The sequence below is a fragment of the Rhodopseudomonas sp. AAP120 genome (genome assembly GCF_001295845.1).
Classification (GTDB): domain Bacteria; phylum Pseudomonadota; class Alphaproteobacteria; order Rhizobiales; family Xanthobacteraceae; genus Rhodopseudomonas.
This window is the reverse complement of record NZ_LJIC01000091.1, coordinates 69,353-89,869: the sequence shown is the minus strand read 5'-3', so window position 1 is coordinate 89,869 and position 20,517 is coordinate 69,353. Positions and strand designations below refer to the sequence as shown.

The window sequence follows — 20,517 nt, the reverse complement described above, 5'->3', positions numbered from 1 at the left end:
TTCAGGATGTGTTCTTGTGGTTCCGTATATCGGCCAATTCATTGGCCATGGCAACAAAGCCCGAGACCGGGACGGTTTCGGCTCGCCGCGTCGGATCGACGCCCGCGGCGGCCGCGAGCAGCGCCGGATCGACGCCGAGCGACTTCAGGCTCTGCCGCAGCATTTTGCGGCGCTGACCGAAGGCGGCCGCGGCGACCTGCTCGAGCGCCGCGCGATCGCACGGCTCCGGGGTGACGCGAGGCGTCAGGCGCACCACGGTCGAAGTGACTTTCGGCGGCGGCACGAAGGCGGAGGGCGCGATGTCGAACAGCATGCTGGTGTCGCAGCGCCAGTTCGACAGCACCGCAAGACGTCCATAGGCGTCGTCGTTCTCGTGCGCGACGATGCGCTGCGCGACCTCGCGCTGGAACATCAGCACCATCGTCTCGTACCACGGCGGCCAGGGTTCGGCGCACAGCCAGCCGATCAGCAGCGGCGTCGCGATGTTGTAGGGCAGGTTGGCGACGATCCGTGCCTTGGCGTCGCCCATCATCAAGCGGGGATCGAACGTCAGCGCGTCGGCGCAGACGACGTCCAGCCGGCCCGGATAGTGCGCGGCAATTTCTTCGAGTGCGCCGAGTGCGCGCTCGTCGCGCTCGATCGCGATCACGCGCTTGGCGCCGCCGGCGAGCAATGCGCGAGTCAGTCCGCCCGGACCAGGGCCGATCTCGACGACGGTGGCGCCGTCGAGCGGACCGGCCGCTCGCGCGATCCGCGAGGTGAGGTTGAGGTCGAGCAGGAAGTTCTGGCCGAGCGACTTCTTGGCGGCGAGATCGTGCCGACGGATGACGTCGCGCAGCGGCGGCAGATCGTCGATCGCGCTCATCCGCGTTGCGCGTCCGCCATGCGGGCGGCGAGCTTCAACGCCGCGATCAGGCTCGACGGATCGGCGCGGCCGCTGCCGGCGATGTCGAACGCCGTGCCGTGATCGGGCGAGGTGCGGATGAACGGCAGGCCCAGCGTGACGTTGACGCCTTCGTCGAACGCGATGGTCTTGATCGGGATCAGCGCCTGGTCGTGGTACATGCAGATCGCGCAGTCGTAGCGCGTGCGTGCCGCGGCGTGGAACATCGTATCGGCCGGCAGCGGCCCGCGCGCGTCGACGCCGTCGCGGCGCAGGATCTCGACCGCGGGCGCGACGATGGTGCGATCCTCGAGGCCGAGCGAGCCGTCTTCGCCGGCATGCGGGTTGAGGCCCGCAATCGCCAGCCGCGGTGCGGCGATGCCCAGGCGGCTTTGCAGATCTCGCACCACGATGCGCGCGGTCGAAACGATCAGCTCGGTAGTGAGCTGCGCGATCGCATCGCGCAGCGAGACGTGGATGGTGACCGGCACCACCGCGAGGCTCGGGCACCACAGCATCATCACCGGTTGCGGCACGGCACCATCGTCGCGCGCCAGTTCGGCGAGAAATTCGGTGTGGCCGGGATGCGCGAAGCCGGCCTGATACAGCACGCTCTTGGCGATCGGGTTGGTGACGATCGCGGCGGCGCGGCCGCTGCGCACGTCATCCACCGCGCTGCGGATCGCGCCGATGGCCGCTGCGGCGCTGCTGTCGTCCGGTTTGCCGGGCGCGGCTGTCGCCGTGTGGCCAGTGGGGACGACGGGGAGGGCGCGGGCAAACGCCGTGGGCGCCTCCTCGATCGCGACCTCGGCGATCGGGATTTCGGCCCCGAGTGCGCGCGCGCGGCGCGCGATGCAGTCGGCGTCGCCGCGCAGATAGAACGGCGGAAGCTGCGCCGCGTCGCGACGCAGCCATGCTGCGATGGTGATGTCCGGGCCGATGCCCGCGGGCTCGCCGAGCGACAGGGCTAGAGGCTTGATCATGTCTGTCCGTCCGCCGCCGCGCGGCTGCGGCATCCGTTAGCGGCCGCCGCGGCCCGCGTCTGCTCCGCCGCGATACTCGATCATCGCGGCAGCACGCACCTCGCGCAAATAGTCCTTCGACTTCGCCATGAACTTTTCGGCGAACATCTTGTCGCGAATCTCGCGCTTCTTCGGCGTATCGGCGGTGGTCGGCTTGCGGCCGCACAGCGCCACCATTTCGATGCCCTGACGGGTCGCTTCGGGCGCGGTCAGTTGGCCGACTGGAGTCTTGTCGAGGAGTTCGCGAAGCGCCGGCGGCAGGTCGGCCGAGGTCTTCACGACCATGCCGCGGATCGCGGCGTTCGGCAGCGCCTTGAAGATGCGGTCGGCGTCCTCGCAGCTCTGCACGCGGCTGCGCAGCGACTCGGCTTCCTTGCGACGCGCTTCCATCGCTCCGCCGTCGGAGCTGCGCGACACGATCAATACGATCGGGCGCATCTGATATTCGAAGCTCTCGGTGCTTCCCTTGTCTCCGCCACCGGTGGCGGCGAGCTGCGCCTGGATGTCCTTCTCGCCGACCAGCAGGCTGTCCTTGAAGCGGCCGCGCACCAGGCTGGTCCAGACCATGTCGGCCTTGATCTTGGACTTCAGGGTTTCGGCCCGAATGCCTTGAGCAGCCAGCATTTTCGTCATCTGGTCCGGCGTCATGCGCATTCGCGAGCTCATGCTCGAGAACGAGGACTCGATGTCGGAATCGCTGGGATTGACGCCGTACTTCTTGCCTTCGCGGATTTTCACCTTTTCATCGATCAGCTCGTCAAGGATCTGCTGGCGGCTACGTGACTGATGCGACAGCTTGTCCAGCCGGGAGCGCTGGTCGATGTCGAAATTGGTGATCGGTTCGCCGTTGACCATGACCGCGACGCTCTGCGCGCGCGCGACGCCGGTTCCGCCGCCCGCCATCGCCGCGCAGAACAGCGCGGCGCCGAGAATGCGAAAGAAAAGCTTCGTCGTCATGGGTCGCGTGTGCCTCCCAGCCGATATGTGTTGTTCGGAGTGGGGTTGCCCCCGGCTGTGCGGCTTTACTGAAGGCCGCTCGTCCCGCCGGAGACGCTCTGCTGCATCGCGCTCATGCCGATGGTGCGCAATCCGATCTGCAGCATCACCGAATGATTGAGCGTCGGCGTGGTTCCGTAGTTGGTGTAGGCGTAGCCGGTCACATAGTTCAGCGCGAGGACGAAGCAGTCGTCGACGTAACCGGCACCCACGATATACTGGTTGATACGGTTCGCCTCAAGGTCCCAGCGCGCGCCGCCCGACACCACCCAGTTCGACGCCACCTTGACTGAGCCGGTCGTCAGGATGCCCTGACGGCGAGTGAGGAAGCCGAGATCCGGCTGCGCCGCGTAGCTGCCGTAGATGGTGCTGATCGACCAGCGGTTGAACGAGGCCGAGGCTTCGGCTTCGAAGCGATTGACGGAGCCGGTCGCCTCGTCGAACCGCGCGCGGGTCGTGAACTTGTAGGTCGAATTCGGCGAATACGACACCCGCGCCACGTAGTCGGAACGCGCGGTGGCGAGGCCGGAATCGAGGCCCGTGTTGGTGATGTCCTTCACCGCATAGGAGTTCATGCCGAACAGCTGGTAGGACTGGCCGAACAGCACGTTGATCGCGCCGCCGCGATCGAACTGGGTGGTCGCCTGAATGCCGACATTGGCGCGACCGCCGCCTTCGACGCGGTCGTAGCCGGAGAACTTGTCGACGCTGAACAGATTGCTGGTGTCGAACACCATGCTCTGCGCGTCCTCGTTGGGCAGCTTGCCGGCGTAGGTCTCGTTCGGCCTGATGATGACCTGCGCGATCGGCTCGATCGTCGTGGTTCCCCACGGCTGCACGTTGATGAACGGGTAGCGATATTCCATGCCGATCGTCGGCATCGCCCGCAACGCCTGGGTGTCGCCGACCGGCAGATAGTTCGATACGCCGGGCTGGTTCGAGATCGACGAGTCGATCGCGTCGACGCGCAGCGAGGCGAACGGGGTCCAGATCTGGCCCCATGAGTCGGTGAACGACCGGCGCCATTGCCCTTCGAACGTGGCGCGGGTGTAGGTTCCCGGGATGCCGCGCAGCAGGCAGCTCGATGGCATCCGTGCGGCCGGATCCGCCGACGTGTTGAGGCACAGCCCCGACGTGTTCGCGATCGTCGTGATCGGGTCGAACTGCGCGGTCTGCCGGCTCAGGCTGGTGAGGTTGGTCTTGTAGCTGAACTCGCCGCCGAAGATGTTGTGATCAAGGGTCTTGTTGTAGTCCAGCACCGGGTGAACGACCGGGATCTGCCCCTGGATGTCGGCAGCGGCCCAGCCGAGATAATGGATCGCCCGGAGGTCGAAATACGAGCGATTGCCGACGCCCGTCAGATAAATCTGCGAGGTCGCTTCAGTGCTCTGATTGAGGAACGTGCCCCAGCTGTCGCGATATTGCGACAGCCGATAGTCGAGGAAGAAGGCGCGGTCGGAGAGCAGCACGCCCTCCCAGCCGAACACCCACTTGTCGTTGAGCGCGAACTGACCCTGGGTATCGACGCCGCCGCGGAAGTTGCGGTCGCCGGGCTGGCCGGCAAATACCGACGGATCGCTTTGGTTGATCCCGTACGCACGGATCTGGTAGGCGCCGTTCAACAATTGCTGACGGAATTCGGCCTGCATCAGCACGCCTTGCTTGGTCGTGATGCGCGGCGTCAGCGTCAGGTCGTAATCAGGGGCGAGCGCCCAGTAGAACGGGACTTCGAAGCCCACGCCGAAGGTGCTGTTGGAGGTCAAGAACGGCATCAGGAAGCCGGTCTTGCGCTTCACCGTCGGGTCCGGCGTCGAGAAATACGGCAGATAGGCCAGCGGAACGCCGAAGAACTCGAGCTGGGCGTTCTCGAAATACAGCATCTTGTCGACTTGATCGTGGATGATCCGGGCGCCCTTGACCTGCCACAGCGGGGGCTTCTTCGGATTGTCACGACACGGCGCGCAGGCCGTATACACGCCGTTCTGGAACACGTTGTAGTCGCCGTCGGTGCGGTCGGCGCGCGACGCGGCGATACGGGTGTCCTCGGCGGTGTCGACACGCAGCGAATCGACGAAACCGTCACGGTAGTCGTCGCTGAGGTCGAGCATGTTGGCGTAGGTGATCCGGCCGGTCGCGTCCGTCATCCGGACGTTGCCCTCGGCGCGCAGACGCTTGGTGTTCTGGTCGTAGATCAGCCGATCGGCCTCGACCGAGGTGCCGTTGTAGAACATCTGCACGTTGCCGACGGCCGACACGCGCTTGTTGTTGTAGTCGTAATTGACCTCGGTGGCCTGCACGAGCATCTGGCCGTTGTTCGCCGCCTGGGGCGGACGCGGACGGGCAGGGCGCGGATTATAGGTGTACGACTGCGCGTCGGCCGACGAGATCGTCGCCAGATCGGCAGCGCCGGCGAGCAGCAGCACGCCGAGCGGAATCGCGCAGCTTGCCATGAGGGATCGCTTACGGCGCACGATGGTGCGCCGCCGCGAAAACGGCAGCAAATCGCGGAGGGCGGCGATCATGGCCACTACCCGTCCTCCTGGTACAGCAAGGCCAGAAATCCAGCGAGACCGCCCACACACACGGGCAACCACGCCGCAGCAAGCGGATGCATCAACTCAGCCTTGCTCAAATCCTCAGTCACTTTCGACAGGATATAGAGCAGAAAGCCTGCCCCCACGCCACTCAAAACCATCTTTTGCACGCCGCCGAAACGGAAGAATCGCAAGCTGACAGAAGCAGCTAGCATGACCATCGCAGCCAGCAAAAACGGCTTTGCCAAGAGCTTATGATACTGCAGCCGGTACCCTGAGGTCGCAAACCCGGAGCTTTCCGAAGCTTTGATGTAGGACGGAAGTTGCCAAAATGACACACTTTCCGGGGTGGCAAAGCTGTTGCGGACCTGTGCCAAAGTCAGGGCTGTGGGCAACTTCAGGGTGTCCTGCGACACTGGCGCGTCGTCCAGCGTGTAGCGACGTACGTCTTTCAACAGCCAGTAGCCGGGTTCGAGCACGGCTTCCCGCGCTTCGATTCGGTCCTTGAACTGGAAGTCGGGCTCGAAACGGAACACGCTGATGCCCGACAGCACCGCGCCCTGCTGCTGGCTGCGGGCGGCGTTGATGATCGCCTGGCCATCCGGGCTCACCTGATTCATCCAGAAGCCGTTGGCGTCCTGCAGGCTGCCCGAGCCCTGGCCGAACAGCTCGGCCTCCATCTGCTTGGCGCGTTCCTGCATGTAGGCCGACATTGGATTGAACACGATGCTGGCGAACACCCCGAGTCCGACCGCGCTCCACAGCGCCGGGGAGATGAACTGCCACGCCGACAGGCCGGCCGCGCGCGCGATCACCAGTTCGAGGCGGCGCGACAGGGCCAGATAGCAGGTCATGGCGCCGATCAGGATGCAGAACGGCAGCAGCCGCTCCAGCAATTGGGGCACCCGATAGAACGACGCCTGCGCGATCGTCAGCGCCGACACCGCGAGGCCGCCGGCGCGGCGCAGCAGGTCGATGTAATCGACGAACACCAGCAGCACGAACAGCCCGAAAAACACGCCGAGCGCCGAGATGACGAAACGAGCGGCGAGGTAGCGTCCGAGCGTGTTCAACACCATCGCGTGCACCTCAGGCCGGCATCGGGCGCCGGACGAGCCGGCTCAGCGATGCGGTGAGGGCATTGAGCGCATCGACCAGCTTGGCCGGCGGCTCGATCACGACGTTCCGCCGGATCAACCAGACGCTGAGCGCGATCGCAATGATCAGCAGCAGATACTGCAGGCCCGCCACATAGGGAGTCTGGTTGGCGATGACCGACAGCGCGAATCCGGCGAGCCGAACCAGAAATGCGCACAGCACTGCGCCGATCATCGAGAAATTGCGGCTCTGCCGGGTGGTGCGTGCGAGACCGAGGAACGCGAAGGTCACTGCGGCGAAGAAGAACGGATAGATCGGCGCCAGCAGGCGATCGTGCATCTCCGAGCGGAATTGAGTCGGCAGCTGTTTCAACAGCGGATCGTTGGGATCCGGCCAGATCAGTTCCCACAGATAATGCTCACGGATGCCGTAGGCGACATCGCGGGCGCGGGAGAATTTCGACATGTCGAACGCATAGCGGCTGAACGCCACCAGCGCCGGCTCCTGCTGGCCGGCCTGGAATCGCTCGAGATGGCCGTCCTCGAGCACCAGGAACGAGCCTTCATTGTTCTTCAGCACGGTGCCGTGGTCGGCGATGATGCTGACGCGGTCGTTGGGATCGCGGCGGTCGTCGATGAAGACGCCGACCAGCAGCCCGCCGGGCTGCCGCTCGCGGACCCGGATGGTGAGATTCTGCTCGAGCTGCGCGAAGCGGCCGGGCTGCAGCACGTTGGCGAGCACGTCGGCGGTGATCTCGCTGTCCCACCGGGCGATCCGGCGCAGACCATCGGGCGCGATATAGGCGCCGATCAGGATGACGATCGCCGACACGACGAGCGTGGCGTAGACGAAGGGGCGGAACAGCCGCAGCGGCGACAGCCCGGCGGCGTTCATCACGATGATCTCGGAATCGGTGGCGAGGCGGTTCAGCGTGTGCGCCACCGCGATCATCAACGCGATCGGCGCGATCACCAGAATCAGGACCGGGACGGCAAGGCCGGTCAGGCCCAGAAAGGTCAGGATGGTCTGGCCCTGGCTGGTCATCAAATCGATGCCGCGCAGCGCCTGGGTAATCCAGATCACGCCGGTGAGACTGGCCATCACCACCGCAAACGACGTCAGAGTCGTGCGGAATATATAGCTATCGATGGAGCCCATCGGCCGGCGAATTCCCCTGGACCCGGATGATTGCCGCCAGGACCCGAAACCGAGTCCTCCCCAGGCGGCCAACCTCGCGGGCTATCCCACGATCGCATTACCATCTATCTGATCTGTCAACAAAATGGCTGACCGACGGCGGCTTCTGGACATGGTTAATCTTGCCCGACTGTACCCCCGAGGCCACGCTTTGGAGCTCTGCCGCGGTGTCATTGTACTGTCTTGAGGCGTTGGCGGGCCTTGCCGGTCCTGCTCGGCGCCGGCGGTTCGAGAGAAGAATCGCCGGATTGTTATTCGCAGACACACGAAGCTGATGAAGATGTCGGCTTGACTTGGAGGCGTGGGGCTCCAAAACAACAAATCGCACCTGCGCCTGCCGTATCCGTCACGGCCTGCTCGCCTTTTTGGAGGAATGCTCATGTCCGACGCCGTCAAGGTCGGCTTCGTCCCATTTTCTGCTGCCGTCCGCGGTACGCTGGTCGTGTTCTGCGACGAGGCGTTGAAGTTCGGATCGGCGACCAGCAAGGCGCTGGGCATCGCGGCCGCCACCGTGAAGCGGGCCGCGGCTGCAAGCCAGTTCAAGGGCAAGTCGGGCTCGGCCCTTGATATTCTGGCGCCGGAAGGGCTGAAGGTCGGCCGGCTGATCGTGGTCGGCGCCGGCAAGGCAGCGGATCTGAAGGAGTTCGACGTTCTCAAGCTGGGCGGCACGATTGCCGGCAAGATCGGCAGCGGGGACACCGCCGTTTCGGTGATCGCCGAACTGCCGGCGGCCGCGATGGCGCCGGAGCAGGCCGCGGCGATCGCTTCGGGCATCCGCCTGCGGGCCTATAAGTTCGACCGCTACAAGACAAAGAAGAAGGATGACGAGCAGGGCCCGGTCGACACCACGGTGTCGATTGCGGTTGCGGACGTCGCCGCGGCGAAGAAGGCCTTCACCCCCGAGAGCCACGTGGTCGACGGCGTCATCCTCGCGCGGGAACTGGTCAACGAGCCGCCGAACGTTCTGTATCCGGACGAATTCGCCAAGCGCGCGGCGCAGCTCAAGAAGCTCGGCGTCGAGGTACAGATCCTCGACGTCGCGGCGATGACCCGGCTGAAGATGGGGGCGCTGCTCGGCGTGTCGCAGGGCTCGGCCCATGACGGCCGCACCGTGATCATGCGCTGGAACGGCGGCAAGAAGGGCGAGCAGCCGATCGCCTTCGTCGGCAAGGGCGTCTGCTTCGACACCGGCGGCATCTCGATCAAGCCGTCGGCCAGCATGGAAGACATGAAGGGCGACATGGGCGGCGCGGCGTGCGTCGTCGGCCTGATGCATGCGCTGGCGGCCCGCAAGGCCAAGGTCAACGCGATCGGCGCCATCGGCCTGGTCGAGAACATGCCGGACGGCAACGCGCAGCGGCCGGGCGACATCGTGACGTCGATGTCGGGCCAGACCATCGAGATCATCAACACCGACGCCGAGGGCCGGCTCGTGCTCGCCGACGTGCTGTGGTACGTGGCGCAGAAGCACAAGCCGAAATTCATGGTCGATCTCGCCACGTTGACCGGCGCCATCATGGTGGCGCTGGGCACCGACCACGCCGGCCTGTTCTCCAACAACGACGAACTGGCGCAGCGGCTGACCGAGGTCGGCCTGTCGACCGGCGAGAAGGTCTGGCGGATGCCGCTCGGCCCGGAATACGACAAGCAGATCGATTCCCAGTTCGCCGACATGAAGAACACCGGCTCGCGCAACGGCGGCTCGATCACCGCGGCGCAGTTCCTGCAGCGCTTCGTCGACGGCACGCCCTGGGCGCATCTCGATATCGCCGGAACCGCGATGGGCGCGCCGAAGACCGACATCAACCGCAGCTGGGGTTCGGGCTACGGCGTGCGGCTGCTGAACGCGCTCGTGGCGGAGTACTACGAAGCCAAGAAGTAGTCCGGATGCGATGACCGAGGTGCTGTTCTATCATCTGCAGGGACGGACGATCGAGCAGGTGCTGCCGCCATTGCTCGAAAAGTCGCTGGCGCGCGGATGGCGCGTCGTCGTGCAGGCGGGCTCGGAGGAGCGCGCCGACACGCTCGATGCGCATCTGTGGACGTATCGGGACGATTCGTTTCTTCCCCATGCGACCTGGCGAGTCGCCGATGCGGCGCAGCAGCCGATCGTCCTGACCGCGGAGGGCGGCAACCCGAACGCCGCCGCGGTCCGGTTCCTGCTCGACAACGCGGCGCTGCCGGTCGATGCCGACAGCTACGACCGCATGGTGCTGCTGTTCGACGGCGACGACGACGATGCCGTCGCCATGGCGCGGGACGCCTGGAAGCAGTGCAAGGCGCGCGGCTTCGACGTGACCTACTGGCAGGCCGATGCCGAAGGACGATGGCAGCGGCGGCAATAGGCGGCCGGCGCCATTAACGATAGACTGGCGCTTTCCGAGCGCTGCGATGGGCCGGTCACGGTGGTGCCGTAAAGCGATGTTTGGACGGATGCTGATGCAGCGGGATGGGATCAAATCAATCGTGCAACACAAGCTTTCCTGCCGCCCGGTGATGCTCTCGCTGGTGCTGGCGGCGCCGCTGCTCGCGGGCTGCTCAAACGCGTCGGACTATTTCTCGCGTGATGCCGAGTGGTTCTCGCGGCCCGGCCGCGTGTTCATCAAGAATATCTCGATCGAAACGCCGCCGCTGACGCCGGACAAGCCGGTGACGCCGGAAGACCTGATCTCTGCGGACGGGGCGTGCCCCGGCATGCCGCAGCCCGGCGCCGAGGCCGACGCAGCCGCCGCCCGGGGCGGTACGGTGGCGCTCAATCACACCGAGTGCGACGTCGCCCGCGGCATCGGCACCCCGGACAATGTCAGCCTCTCGACCAATCCGCGGGGCGACCGCGTCGCGGTACTGACCTATTCGAAGGGACCGCGTGCCGGCATCTACACCTTCACGGCCGGCCGGCTGACCTCGATCGATCGGGGGCAGGAGCCTGTCGCGCAGCCGAAGGCGAAGTCCAAGCGCCGCCACTGAGCACGATGCTACGCCGCGCGGCCGCGGCGCAAGGTTTCCGACGGCAGCTCGCAGAAGTGCCGCTTGTAGTCGAGCGAGAACTGGCTGAAGTGCCAGAAGCCGTGCGTCGCCGCCACGTCGTAGACGCCGGTGTGCGGATCGCGGCAGTGCTTGAGGTCGCGCCGCACGCGGTTGAGCCGGACCGCGCGCGCGTAGTTGATCGGCGTGGTGCCGAGCACGTGCTGAAAGCAGTAGTTCAGCTTCCGCCGGCTGACGCCGACATGTTTGCAGACATCGAGGATCGACACCGCCTCGTCACCGGTGGTGAGCATCAGCTCGCAGGCGCGATCGACCGTGCGCTTGCGCGCCGCCGCGCTGCGCATCTCGTCGCAGGTCCGCGCGGTCGGCAGCATGTCGGTGACTTCGATCAGGATGGCGTCTTCGAGCGCCTGTGAGACGGCGGGATCGTCGAATGCGGCCGGTGAGGCGGCGATGGCGTCACAGACATCCGTCAGCAGTTCCCGCAACCGCTGCAGCGCAGCAGATTGCATTTCGACCGCGCGGAGCTGATGCCAGGCGTCGTGGGGCAGGGCGATGCCCAGCGTGTCGGCAAGGTCCTCAATCAGTTTGGCGCTCGTCACCACGCCCCGGAATTCGAACTGCTCGGGCGTGCACATGTCGACTTCGGCGTCGAAGCAGGCGATCACGCGGGCCGGCGTGATACTCACGCCGTTGAAACTGACGTCGCCGGTCGCATGCCAAGGCAGGCCGATTCCGAACCGGTCGACCCCGAGCTGACCGTATTGCCGAACTTGCCGGCTGGTATGCTCGCGAAAAACCTCCACGCTCGGAAGCGATAGTAGTGCGAAGCTGCCGCAAAATGCGCCGGCGCTGATCTGATCATAAGCAAGTCGCCACGCGCCGAGACTGGCGCAGTGTTCGTCCACGTCGGTGCTGCTGGCTTGCATAACCCGCGAACACGAGGGTTCTTCGGCGTTGCAGCGCAAGCCGGCCGTGGTTTCGGCGGCCAAAACGGGATGTATCAGAGCTTCGGTGCTGTGCATCTGCCGCTCTTAAAGCAAACTTCACGCCAAGCTTGGACCGCTGCTTCGTTTCTCCCGCGAGATTTGCCGATTTTCGATAACGCCCGGCTTTCCCGGTGGTCTCAGATACCTCTCGCGCGCCGCAGCCGTCTTCGAACGGTATCAGAAAACGCGGCGCCGGGAGTCAACGATGCGACCGAGCGAACTCATGCGCGGCAGTCCAGCTGCCCCGCAGGCGCAGGTAACCCGCGCCAATTGGAGAACTTTCCCAGCCATCCGCTGGGGCTTCACCCACGCGCGGGAGATTCTGCCGACCGCCGCAATCCGCCGTGCCGCGCAAGCTTCGCCGTTGCCGATGGCGCCGCGCGAACTCGCCGGCCTCGGCTTCGTGGCACCCGACGGCACCCAAACATCTGTCGCCGCGACGCTGCAGGATACGTTCGCCGATGCACTGCTGGTGATGCACCGCGGCACGCTGGTGCACGAATGGTACGGCGACGGCATGACCGCGACGACGCCGCATCTGATCTGCTCGGTCACAAAGTCGATCACCGGCACACTCGGCGGCATCCTTGTCGAGCGTGGGCTGATCGATCCGGATGCGCTCGTCGTGAGCTATCTGCCGGAGCTGAAAGGCTCCGCCTATGATGGTGGCTGCACGGTACGTCATCTGCTCGACATGACGGTCGGCATCGCCTTTGAAGAGGACTACGAGGATCCCGCCGGAGACGTCGCCCGCTATCGCTACGCGTCGGGCTGGGATCTACCGCCGCCCGGTGTCGAGGTCACCGATCAGCGCAGCATGCTGGCGAAGATGCGTGCAAGCGGCAAGCCGCACGGCCAAGTGTTTCACTACGTGTCGCCGAACACCGACGCGCTCGGCTGGCTCTATGAGCGTGCCTGCGGCGCGTCCTACTCGGCGATCCTGTCCGAGTACTTGTGGCAACCGATGGGAGCCGCCGAGGATGCGTCGATGACGCTCGATGCGCTCGGCGCGTCGCGCAGCGCCGGCGGCATCTCCGCCACCGCGCGCGACTTGGCGCGGTTCGGCGAGATGATCCGCTGCCGCGGCAATGTCGGCGGTCGTCAGGTCGTCCCCGGCTGGTGGATCGACGACATCCACGCCAACGGCGACTCGCAAGCCTGGGCCGACGGCGATCTCGCCGAGATTTTCCCGGGGGCTCGCTATCGTAGCAAGTGGTACACGATCGATCCGGCGCGCGGCGATCTCGCCGCGATCGGCATCCACGGCCAATGGATCTATGTCGACGTCCAGACCGACACCGTCATCGTCAAGCTCGCCACGCAGCCGAAGGCGATGGACATCCCGCTCGATCATCGCTGGCTCGCTGCTTACCGCGCGATCGCCGCGCATGTCGCCGCGTCCTAATCGACCGACCTTCACCAGGAGCCCTCCATGCTGACGACCTTGAATCGCCGCACGATCCTGAAAGCCGGGGCCGCCTCGCTCGCGGCCGGCATGCTGCCGAGCATCGCGCGCGGTGCTTCGTCCAAGACCATCCGCGCCGTGATGCACGCGCCGCTACGCGCGACCGATCCGGTGATCAACACCGCGTGGACGGGCCGCAATCACGGTCTCAACATCTACGACACGCTGTTCGCGATGGATTCGAAATTTCAGATCCGTCCGCAGATGGTCGAAAGCCACGAAGTGTCCTCCGACGGCCTAACTTACACCTTCGTGCTGCGTCCGGGCCTCGCGTTCCACGACGGCGCGCCGGTGACGTCGGCCGATGTCATTCCATCGCTGCAGCGCTGGGGCAAGCGCGACACGATGGGCGGCCGGATGATGGGCTTCGTCGCCGAGCTCAAGCCGGTCGATCAGCGCACCTTCCAGATCGTATTGAAGTCGCCTTACGGCCAGGTGCTGCAGACGCTGGCGAAGCCGGCGAGCATCTTCCCGTTCATCATGCCGGCGCGGCTCGCGCAGCAGCCGCCGGAACAGCCGGTGACCGAATTCATCGGTTCGGGGCCGTTCCGCTTCCTGCCGTCCGAGTTCCAGCCCGGCAGCCGCGCGGCTTACGAGCGCAATCCGAACTACGTGCCGCGCGCCGAGGCGCCGGACGGGCTCGCCGGCGGCAAGGTGGTGAAGATCGATCGCTACGAGTGGATCAGCATGCCGGACATGCAGACCGCCGCCAACGCGCTGTCGAACGGCGAGATCGATTTCCTCGAAGCACCGCCGCACGATCTGCTGCCGAAGCTGGCGCAGGACAACAAGCTCGTGGTCGCCGACTACAACCCGCTCGGCTTCATGTCGGTGGTGCGGATGAACTGGCTGACCGAGCCGTTCAACCGCCCGGAGATCCGGCAGGCGCTGATGTATGCCAGCGATCAGGTCGACTGGCTGGAAGCCCAGGTCGGCAATCCCGATTACTACCAGCCGAGCGCGGCGATGTTCGGGCCGAACACGCCGTTTGCCTCCGAGACCGGCTGGAACGGCAAGCCCGATCTGGCGCGGGCCAAGGAGCTGCTGAAGAAGGGCGGCTACAACGGCGCGCCCGTGGTGATGATGCAGGGCACCGACTCGCCGATGCTGTACGGCTCGTCGACCGTCACGGCGCAGAAGCTGCGTGCGATCGGCATGAACGTCCAGGTGCTGACGATGGATTGGGGCTCGATCCTGGCGCGGCGCGCCAAGGCCGAGGCGGCGACCCAGGGCGGCTGGTCGGTCTATCACTATGTGACGACGACCGCCGACCTGATGAACCCGCTCACCAACACGCTGATCGACACCCGCGGCAAGGCGAGTGGCATTCCGGGCTGGCCCGAGGACGCCGAGGTCGAGGCGCTGCGCGCCAAATTTGCGATGGAGCCGAGCGCCGAAGTGCAGAAGTCGTTGGCCGACGCGATCCAGGCCCGCGCCTACGAGGTCGTGACGCATATTCCTGGCGGCCTGATCAAGCAGCCGGTGTGCCATGCCAAGGCGCTCAGCGGCATCGTGGCGGCCCCGGCGCCGCTGTTCTGGAACGTCGAGAAGGTGTGACGTGCAGGTCCTGCTGCTCATCGGGCGGCGGATCGCCGCGACCGTGCCGGTGCTGATCGCGGTCGCGATGATCGCCTTTGTGCTGCTGCGCATCAGCTCGGGCGACCCGGTCGCGCAACTCGCCGGCGACAATGCGACACCAGAGGCGATCGCCGCGATCCGGGCGCGTCTCGGCCTCGATCAGCCGCTGATCATGCAGTTCCTGCATTGGGGCTGGCGGGTGCTGCACGGCGATCTCGGCACCTCGATCGTGTCGGGCACGCCGGTGCTGCGGCTGATCGGCCAGCATACCGCACCGACGATCGCGGTATCGCTGCTGACCATGCTGGTGTCGGTGGTGATCGGCGTGCCGCTCGGGGTCTACGCGGCCTGGCGCCGTGGCGGGATCGTCGATCAGCTCACCTCGGTGATGACCACAGCGGGCTTCGCGGTCCCGACCTTCGCGGTCGGCTATGTGTGGATCTATCTGCTGTCGATGCAGGCCGGCCTGTTTCCGGTCCAGGGCTACGCGCCGTTGGCGGGCGGGGTCGGCCGCTTCCTGTGGCATCTGACGCTGCCGGTGCTGACGCTGAGCTTCGTCTATGTGGCGCTGATCGCACGGGTGTCGCGGACCAGCCTGCTCGAGGTGATGTCCGACGATTATGTCCGCACCGCGCGGGCCAAGGGGCTTCCCGAGCGGACGGTGATCTTCCGCCACGCGCTGCGCAACGCGGCGGTGCCGATCGTCTCGATCATCGGCATCGGCGTCGCGCTGCTGATCGGCGGCGTGGTCATCACCGAGAGCATCTTCAATCTGCCGGGGCTCGGCCGGCTCACCGTGGATTCGGTGATGGCACGCGATTATCCGGTGATTCAGGCCGTCATCATCGTGTTCGGCGGCGTCTATGTGCTGATCAATCTGCTGATCGACCTCAGCTACGCTGCCTTCGACCCGAGGATTTCGCTGTCATGAGCGTGATGGTTGCCGCATCGCCCAACGCCGCGGCCAAGCGAACACGATCGCTGCCGCGCATCTTCCGCAGCAAGGCGGTGCTGTTCGGCTCGATCGTGCTCGGCGCTCTGATCCTGATCGCGGTCTTCGCCAGCGCGCTCGGCGTGGTCGATCCGGCCGCCGTGCAGCCGCGGCTGCGGCTGAAGCCGCCGAGCGCCGCGGCATGGCTCGGCACCGACCATCTCGGCCGCGACGTCTACAGCCGGCTGATCTACGGCAGCCGCGTGTCGCTGCTGGTCGGCGGTGTGGTGGCGTTGCTGGCGGTGGTGTTCGGCGCGCTGCTCGGGCTTGTCTCGGGCGCGGTGCGCTGGATCGACGGGCTGCTGATGCGTGCGATGGACGGCGTGATGGCGATCCCGGCCATCCTGTTCGCGGTAGCGATGATCGGCGCGCTCGGAGCCGATCTGGTGACGATCTGCATCGCGATCGCCATTCCCGAAATTCCGCGGGTGGCGCGCCTGGTGCGCAGCGTGGTGCTGACGATCCGCGAGGAGCCTTACATCGAGGCCGCGGTCAGCATGGGCACGCGCACCCCAACCTTGATCGCCCGCCACATGGTGCCGAACGTGCTGGCGCCGCTGATCGCGCAGGCGACCTACATCGCATCCTCGGCGATCCTCATCGAAGCATCGCTGTCGTTTCTCGGCATAGGCATGCCCGACGAGATCCCGAGCTGGGGCAACATGATGGCCAATGCGCGCCTGGTGTTTCAGGTGAAGCCGATGCTGATGCTGTTGCCGGGGCTGTGCATCGTGCTCACGGTGTTCGCCATCAACCGGATCGGAGACGGTCTGCGCGATCTGCTCGACCCGCGTTTGGCCAAGTCGGTAGGGCGCCTGAAATGACCGAGCCGGTTCTAACTATCAAGGGACTCGTGGTCGGTCGTCGTGACGATCCGTCGGGTGATCCGATCGTACGCGGCCTCGATCTCACCATCGGTGCTGGCGAGATCGCCTGCATCGTCGGCGAGTCCGGCTCGGGCAAGTCGGTGACGTCGTTCAGCGTGATGGGGCTGCTGCCGGACGCGCTGACACCACGGGCGGGATCGATCCGGCTGCTCGGCGAGGAACTGCTCGGCGCCGATCCGGAGAAGGTGCGCAAGCTGCGTGGCAGCCGGATGGCGATGATCTTCCAGGAGCCGATGACCGCGCTCAACCCGGTGATGACGATCCGCGCGCAGCTCGCCGAGGTGATCGAATTCCACGGTGAGACGCCGATGTCGCGCAGCGCGCTGGACGCGCTGATCCTGACGACGCTCGAAGACATGCTGGTTCGCGATCCCAAGCGGGTGATGAGCGCCTATCCGCACCAACTTTCGGGCGGACAGCGGCAGCGTGTGATGATCGCCATGGCGCTGCTGTTGTCGCCGTCGCTGCTGATCGCCGACGAGCCGACGACGGCGCTCGACGTCACCACGCAGAAGCAGATCCTCGGTCTGATCAAATCGCTGGTGGAACGCCGCAATATCGGCGTGCTGTTCATCACCCACGATTTCGGCGTCGTCGCGGATATCGCCGATCAGGTCGTGGTGATGCAGCGCGGCGAGGTGGTCGAGAGCGGTCCTGCCGCCAAGGTGCTGCAGTCACCGGAGAAAGCTTATACGCGGCTGCTGATCGACTCGGTGCCGAAGGGCCGCGCATCGACGAATTTGCCGCCCGAAGCTGCAGCCCCCGTGCTCGATGCCCGCGATGTGCAGATGGTGTATGGCCGGCGCTCGCTGTTCGGCGCCGCAACGACCACGCATGCGCTGAAAGGCGCGAGCTTCACCCTGAACCAGGGCGAGATCCTCGGCGTCGTCGGCGAGTCCGGCTCGGGGAAATCGACGCTGGCGCGCTGCGTGGCGCGGCTGGCGACGCCGACGTCTGGGCAGATTCTGCTGATGGGCCGCGACATCTCCAAGGCGGGGCAGGAGGAGTTGCGGTTGCAGCGCCGCTACATCCAGGTCGTGTTCCAGGACCCGTATCGCTCGCTCAATCCGCGGCTCCCGGTCGGCCGCTCGCTGATCGAAGGCGCGGTCAATTTCGGCGTGCCGGCCGAGGTCGCGCGCGGCAAGGTGAGGGCGCTGCTCGAACTCGTCGGCATGGACGCCGACATCTTCGATCGGCTGCCGCACGAATTCTCGGGCGGGCAGCGCCAGCGCATCTGCATCGCGCGGGCGCTGGTCAGCGAACCGCAGATCCTGATCGCCGACGAGTCGGTATCGGCGCTCGACGTGACCGTGCAGGCGCAGGTGCTGAAGCTGTTCGCGGATCTGCGCGCGCGGCTTGGGCTGGCGATGCTGTTCATCACCCACGACCTGCGCGTCGCGGCCGAGCTGTGCGACCGCATCATGGTGATGCGCCACGGCGAGATCGTCGAAACCGGCCCGACCGCCGAAATCATGCAGCATCCGCAACACGACTACACGCGTGCATTGTTCGCGGCCGCTCCCGGACAGGAGCGGTTCCGCGCGCTTGCCACAGTCTGAATGTAACACGACCGGATCACGATGGAGCCGACCATGTCCCAGATGATGTCTGAAGCTACCGAGCGACAGCCCGAGCCCGCGGCGAAGGCATCCGTGCCGCATCCGTTGGATCCGCTCAACGAAGCCGAGATCGCAGCCGCCTGTGATGTCGTCCGTGCCGCCGCGCCGTCGCCGGCGCATTGCCGGTTTCCGACCGTGCGACTGGAAGAGCCGCTGAAGGCCGAGCTGCGCGACTACGAAGCCGGCGCCGCGCTGCCGCGCCGGGCGTTCGTGCTGACGCTGGACATGTCGAACGGCGAAGCCGCCGAACACATCGTCGACATCGCGTCGTCGACGATCCTGTCGCGCAAGGTGCTGCCCAATAGCGAACCGCCGTATGGCCAGCCGCCGGTGATGCTCGAAGAATTCTACAAGACCGACGCGGTGGTGAAGGCCGATCCGGGTTGGCGCGCCGCGATGAAGCGCCGTGGCCTGAGCGACGCGGAAATCGAACTGGTGCAGGTCGATCCGTTTTCCTCCGGCTTCTTCGACAAGGAGTTCGAGCGTGGCGCCCGCATCGTCCGCGCCACCAGTTTCTTCCGCGAGCAGCCGCAGGACAACGCTTACGCACACCCGATCGAGGGCGTCGTTGCGGTGGTCGACCTGATCGCCGGCAAGGTGGTCGATCTGCTCGACGAGGATCCGATCGTTCCGATCCCACGCAAGAAGCGGAACTACGGCGCGCACGAGATCACCAACCCGCGCACCGACATCAAGCCGCTGCACATCGAGCAGCCCGAAGGCGCCAGCTTCAAGGTCGACGGCTGGAACGTCGAGTGGCAGAAATGGAATTTCCGCGTCGGCTTCACGCCGCGCGAAGGCCTGGTGCTGCATCAGCTCGGCTACCAGGACGGCGAGCGCAAGCGCGCGATGATCCATCGCGCCAGCGTCACCGAGATGGTGGTGCCGTACGCCGATCCGAATCCTAACCACTTCTGGAAGTCGGCGTTCGACGCCGGCGAGTACGGCCTCGGCATGCTCGCGAACGCGCTCGAACTCGGCTGCGACTGCCTCGGCCACATCCATTATTTCGACGTGCCGGCCGCCGACGACAAGGGCGCGCCGTTCGTGATGAAGAACGCGATCTGCATGCACGAGGAGGATTACGGCATTCTCTGGAAGCACTACGAGTTCCGTAACGGCCTGTTCGAAGTCCGGCGCTCCCGCCGCCTGGTGATCAGCTTCTTCGCCACCGTCGGCAATTACGACTACGGTTTCTATTGGTACCTGTATCAGGACGGCACCATTCAGCTCGAGGCCAAGCTCACCGGCATCATCCAGACCACAGCGGTGCAGCCTGGCGAGCGCTACAAATGGGGCGGCATGGTCGACGACAATCTCGGCGGCCCGACCCACCAGCACTTCTTCAACGTGCGGATGCACATGGACCTCGACGGCGGCGGCAACACCGTCACCGAGCACGAATTTGTGCCGAAGCCGTTCGGCCCCGACAATCCGTACGGCAACGTGTTCGACACCACCACGCGGGTGATGACCAAGGAGAGCGAGGGCAGTGCGATCGCCAGCGGCGAGACCGGCCGGTTCTGGAAGATCAGCAATCCGAACGTCAAGAACTCGGTCGGCAATCCGCCGGCCTACAAGCTCGTGGTCACGCCGAGCCCGCTGATGCTGGCGCAGGAGGAGAGCTATGTGCGCAAGCGCGGCGGCTTCGCCACCAAGCACGTCTGGGTCACCGCGTTCGATCCGGCCGAGAAATACGCCAGCGGCGATTATCCGAACGTGCACGCCGGTGGCGATGGCCTGCCGCGCTACGTGAAGCAGGACCGGCCGATCGAGAATGCAGACATCGTGGTGTGGCACAGCTTCGGCCACACCCATATCTGCAAGCCGGAAGACTTTCCGGTGATGCCGGTCGAGTACGCGGGCTTCACGCTGAAGCCAGTCGGCTTCTTCGCCGCCAACGCGGCCAGCGACATCGCGCCGGAGCGCAATGCGCGCAGCGTGCTGCATGGCGAGGCGAACGGCGGCGGCTCCTGCTGCCACGCCGGCTGAACCGTCGATGTGCTGTCTGATCGCGCTGCTGCTCGGCGCCTCGCAATTCGTGCTGCGCGGCTCCGGCTGCGCAGCAGATCGCGGCTGTCGCCGTCACGATGGGACCGTTGCGGTGCTGCGGCCCCCGATGGCGATCGGTGCGGGCCTGATACTCGGTGCAGTTGCGGCGGTGGCGTTGATTGCCATAGCTCCCGCGTCGGTGCTGCAGGATTTGCATGGCCCGATTTGCCGCGCGCTGCTTCCGGCGCTATCAGCGGCGAACTGAATTCAACAAGGAACCA

17 protein-coding genes are annotated in these 20,517 nt (G+C 65.7%); 10 read left to right on the top strand and 7 right to left on the bottom strand.

The window, feature by feature from the left end:
* Position 1: 1 nt before the first annotated feature.
* The 6 genes from rsmA to lptF all read right to left on the bottom strand — a co-directional run bounded on the left by rsmA (position 2) and on the right by lptF (position 7,691).
* Positions 2–865: a 16S rRNA (adenine(1518)-N(6)/adenine(1519)-N(6))-dimethyltransferase RsmA gene (gene rsmA / locus IP86_RS15300; RefSeq protein ID WP_054163386.1), complete on the bottom strand. Its 864-nt coding sequence runs from the start codon at positions 863–865 to the stop codon at positions 2–4.
* Positions 862–1,866, bottom strand: coding sequence for a 4-hydroxythreonine-4-phosphate dehydrogenase PdxA (gene pdxA / locus IP86_RS15295; RefSeq protein ID WP_082364035.1), 1,005 nt, complete (start codon positions 1,864–1,866; stop codon positions 862–864). Before pdxA ends, rsmA begins: the two co-directional genes overlap by 4 nt.
* Before the next feature lie 36 nt (positions 1,867–1,902).
* Positions 1,903–2,862, bottom strand: coding sequence for a peptidylprolyl isomerase (locus IP86_RS15290; protein ID WP_054163384.1), 960 nt, complete (start codon positions 2,860–2,862; stop codon positions 1,903–1,905).
* 65 nt (positions 2,863–2,927) lie between these two features.
* Positions 2,928–5,423, bottom strand: coding sequence for an LPS-assembly protein LptD (locus IP86_RS15285; RefSeq protein WP_054163426.1), 2,496 nt, complete (start codon positions 5,421–5,423; stop codon positions 2,928–2,930).
* Positions 5,424–5,428: 5 nt separating this feature from the next.
* On the bottom strand, positions 5,429–6,514 hold the full coding sequence (gene lptG, locus IP86_RS15280) for an LPS export ABC transporter permease LptG (protein ID WP_054163383.1): 1,086 nt from the start codon (positions 6,512–6,514) through the stop codon (positions 5,429–5,431).
* A 10-nt stretch (positions 6,515–6,524) separates the two neighbouring features.
* Complete coding sequence (lptF, locus tag IP86_RS15275; RefSeq protein ID WP_054163382.1) at positions 6,525–7,691, bottom strand: LPS export ABC transporter permease LptF; 1,167 nt, start codon at positions 7,689–7,691, stop codon at positions 6,525–6,527.
* Positions 7,692–8,109: 418 nt separating this feature from the next.
* On the opposite strand from lptF, the gene IP86_RS15270 reads away from it, so the two are divergent.
* The 3 genes from IP86_RS15270 (at position 8,110) to IP86_RS15260 (ending at position 10,697) form a co-directional block, all read left to right on the top strand.
* Positions 8,110–9,612, top strand: coding sequence for a leucyl aminopeptidase (locus tag IP86_RS15270; RefSeq protein WP_054163425.1), 1,503 nt, complete (start codon positions 8,110–8,112; stop codon positions 9,610–9,612).
* 10 nt (positions 9,613–9,622) lie between these two features.
* On the top strand, positions 9,623–10,075 hold the full coding sequence (locus tag IP86_RS15265; RefSeq protein WP_054163381.1) for a DNA polymerase III subunit chi: 453 nt from the start codon (positions 9,623–9,625) through the stop codon (positions 10,073–10,075).
* Positions 10,076–10,196: 121 nt separating this feature from the next.
* The gene (locus tag IP86_RS15260) at positions 10,197–10,697 is read left to right on the top strand and encodes a hypothetical protein (RefSeq protein WP_156332521.1); all 501 of its coding nucleotides are present in this window, start codon (positions 10,197–10,199) and stop codon (positions 10,695–10,697) included.
* 8 nt (positions 10,698–10,705) lie between these two features.
* Here the strand turns inward: IP86_RS15260 and IP86_RS15255 are convergent, their stop codons facing one another.
* Positions 10,706–11,623: a helix-turn-helix domain-containing protein gene (locus IP86_RS15255; protein ID WP_349509534.1), complete on the bottom strand. Its 918-nt coding sequence runs from the start codon at positions 11,621–11,623 to the stop codon at positions 10,706–10,708.
* 286 nt (positions 11,624–11,909) lie between these two features.
* On the opposite strand from IP86_RS15255, the gene IP86_RS15250 reads away from it, so the two are divergent.
* From IP86_RS15250 to IP86_RS15220, 7 genes are read left to right on the top strand one after another with little or no spacing between them, the layout of a single operon-like run.
* Positions 11,910–13,109 carry a serine hydrolase domain-containing protein gene (locus IP86_RS15250; RefSeq protein WP_054163379.1) on the top strand — a complete coding sequence of 400 codons (1,200 nt, stop codon included), beginning with the start codon at positions 11,910–11,912 and terminating at the stop codon, positions 13,107–13,109.
* A 27-nt stretch (positions 13,110–13,136) separates the two neighbouring features.
* A complete protein-coding gene (locus IP86_RS15245) occupies positions 13,137–14,726 on the top strand; it encodes an ABC transporter substrate-binding protein (RefSeq protein ID WP_054163378.1) in 1,590 nt (529 codons plus the stop codon).
* Between the two features lies 1 nt (position 14,727).
* Positions 14,728–15,678, top strand: a complete 951-nt coding sequence (locus tag IP86_RS15240; RefSeq protein ID WP_283804781.1) for an ABC transporter permease — start codon at positions 14,728–14,730, stop codon at positions 15,676–15,678.
* A complete protein-coding gene (locus tag IP86_RS15235; protein WP_054163377.1) occupies positions 15,675–16,562 on the top strand; it encodes an ABC transporter permease in 888 nt (295 codons plus the stop codon). Before IP86_RS15240 ends, IP86_RS15235 begins: the two co-directional genes overlap by 4 nt.
* Positions 16,559–18,184 carry an ABC transporter ATP-binding protein gene (locus IP86_RS15230; protein ID WP_054163376.1) on the top strand — a complete coding sequence of 542 codons (1,626 nt, stop codon included), beginning with the start codon at positions 16,559–16,561 and terminating at the stop codon, positions 18,182–18,184. Before IP86_RS15235 ends, IP86_RS15230 begins: the two co-directional genes overlap by 4 nt.
* Before the next feature lie 42 nt (positions 18,185–18,226).
* Positions 18,227–20,236 carry a primary-amine oxidase gene (locus tag IP86_RS15225; RefSeq protein ID WP_054163422.1) on the top strand — a complete coding sequence of 670 codons (2,010 nt, stop codon included), beginning with the start codon at positions 18,227–18,229 and terminating at the stop codon, positions 20,234–20,236.
* Between the two features lie 7 nt (positions 20,237–20,243).
* Entirely contained in the window at positions 20,244–20,501 is a 258-nt protein-coding gene (locus IP86_RS15220; RefSeq protein WP_054163375.1) for a hypothetical protein, read from the top strand.
* The last annotated feature ends 16 nt before the right edge of the window (positions 20,502–20,517 follow it).

Bases quoted from the DNA above. Each gene is read 5' to 3' on its own strand.
- rsmA (WP_054163386.1), bottom strand. From the start codon at position 865: ATGAGCGCGATCGACGATCTGCCGCCGCTGCGCGACGTCATCCGTCGG.
- pdxA (WP_082364035.1), bottom strand. From the start codon at position 1,866: ATGATCAAGCCTCTAGCCCTGTCGCTCGGCGAGCCCGCGGGCATCGGC.
- IP86_RS15290 (WP_054163384.1), bottom strand. From the start codon at position 2,862: ATGACGACGAAGCTTTTCTTTCGCATTCTCGGCGCCGCGCTGTTCTGC.
- IP86_RS15285 (WP_054163426.1), bottom strand. From the start codon at position 5,423: ATGATCGCCGCCCTCCGCGATTTGCTGCCGTTTTCGCGGCGGCGCACC.
- lptG (WP_054163383.1), bottom strand. From the start codon at position 6,514: ATGGTGTTGAACACGCTCGGACGCTACCTCGCCGCTCGTTTCGTCATC.
- lptF (WP_054163382.1), bottom strand. From the start codon at position 7,691: ATGGGCTCCATCGATAGCTATATATTCCGCACGACTCTGACGTCGTTT.
- IP86_RS15270 (WP_054163425.1), top strand. From the start codon at position 8,110: ATGTCCGACGCCGTCAAGGTCGGCTTCGTCCCATTTTCTGCTGCCGTC.
- IP86_RS15265 (WP_054163381.1), top strand. From the start codon at position 9,623: ATGACCGAGGTGCTGTTCTATCATCTGCAGGGACGGACGATCGAGCAG.
- IP86_RS15250 (WP_054163379.1), top strand. From the start codon at position 11,910: ATGCGACCGAGCGAACTCATGCGCGGCAGTCCAGCTGCCCCGCAGGCG.
- IP86_RS15245 (WP_054163378.1), top strand. From the start codon at position 13,137: ATGCTGACGACCTTGAATCGCCGCACGATCCTGAAAGCCGGGGCCGCC.
- IP86_RS15235 (WP_054163377.1), top strand. From the start codon at position 15,675: ATGAGCGTGATGGTTGCCGCATCGCCCAACGCCGCGGCCAAGCGAACA.
- IP86_RS15230 (WP_054163376.1), top strand. From the start codon at position 16,559: ATGACCGAGCCGGTTCTAACTATCAAGGGACTCGTGGTCGGTCGTCGT.
- IP86_RS15225 (WP_054163422.1), top strand. From the start codon at position 18,227: ATGATGTCTGAAGCTACCGAGCGACAGCCCGAGCCCGCGGCGAAGGCA.
- IP86_RS15220 (WP_054163375.1), top strand. From the start codon at position 20,244: ATGTGCTGTCTGATCGCGCTGCTGCTCGGCGCCTCGCAATTCGTGCTG.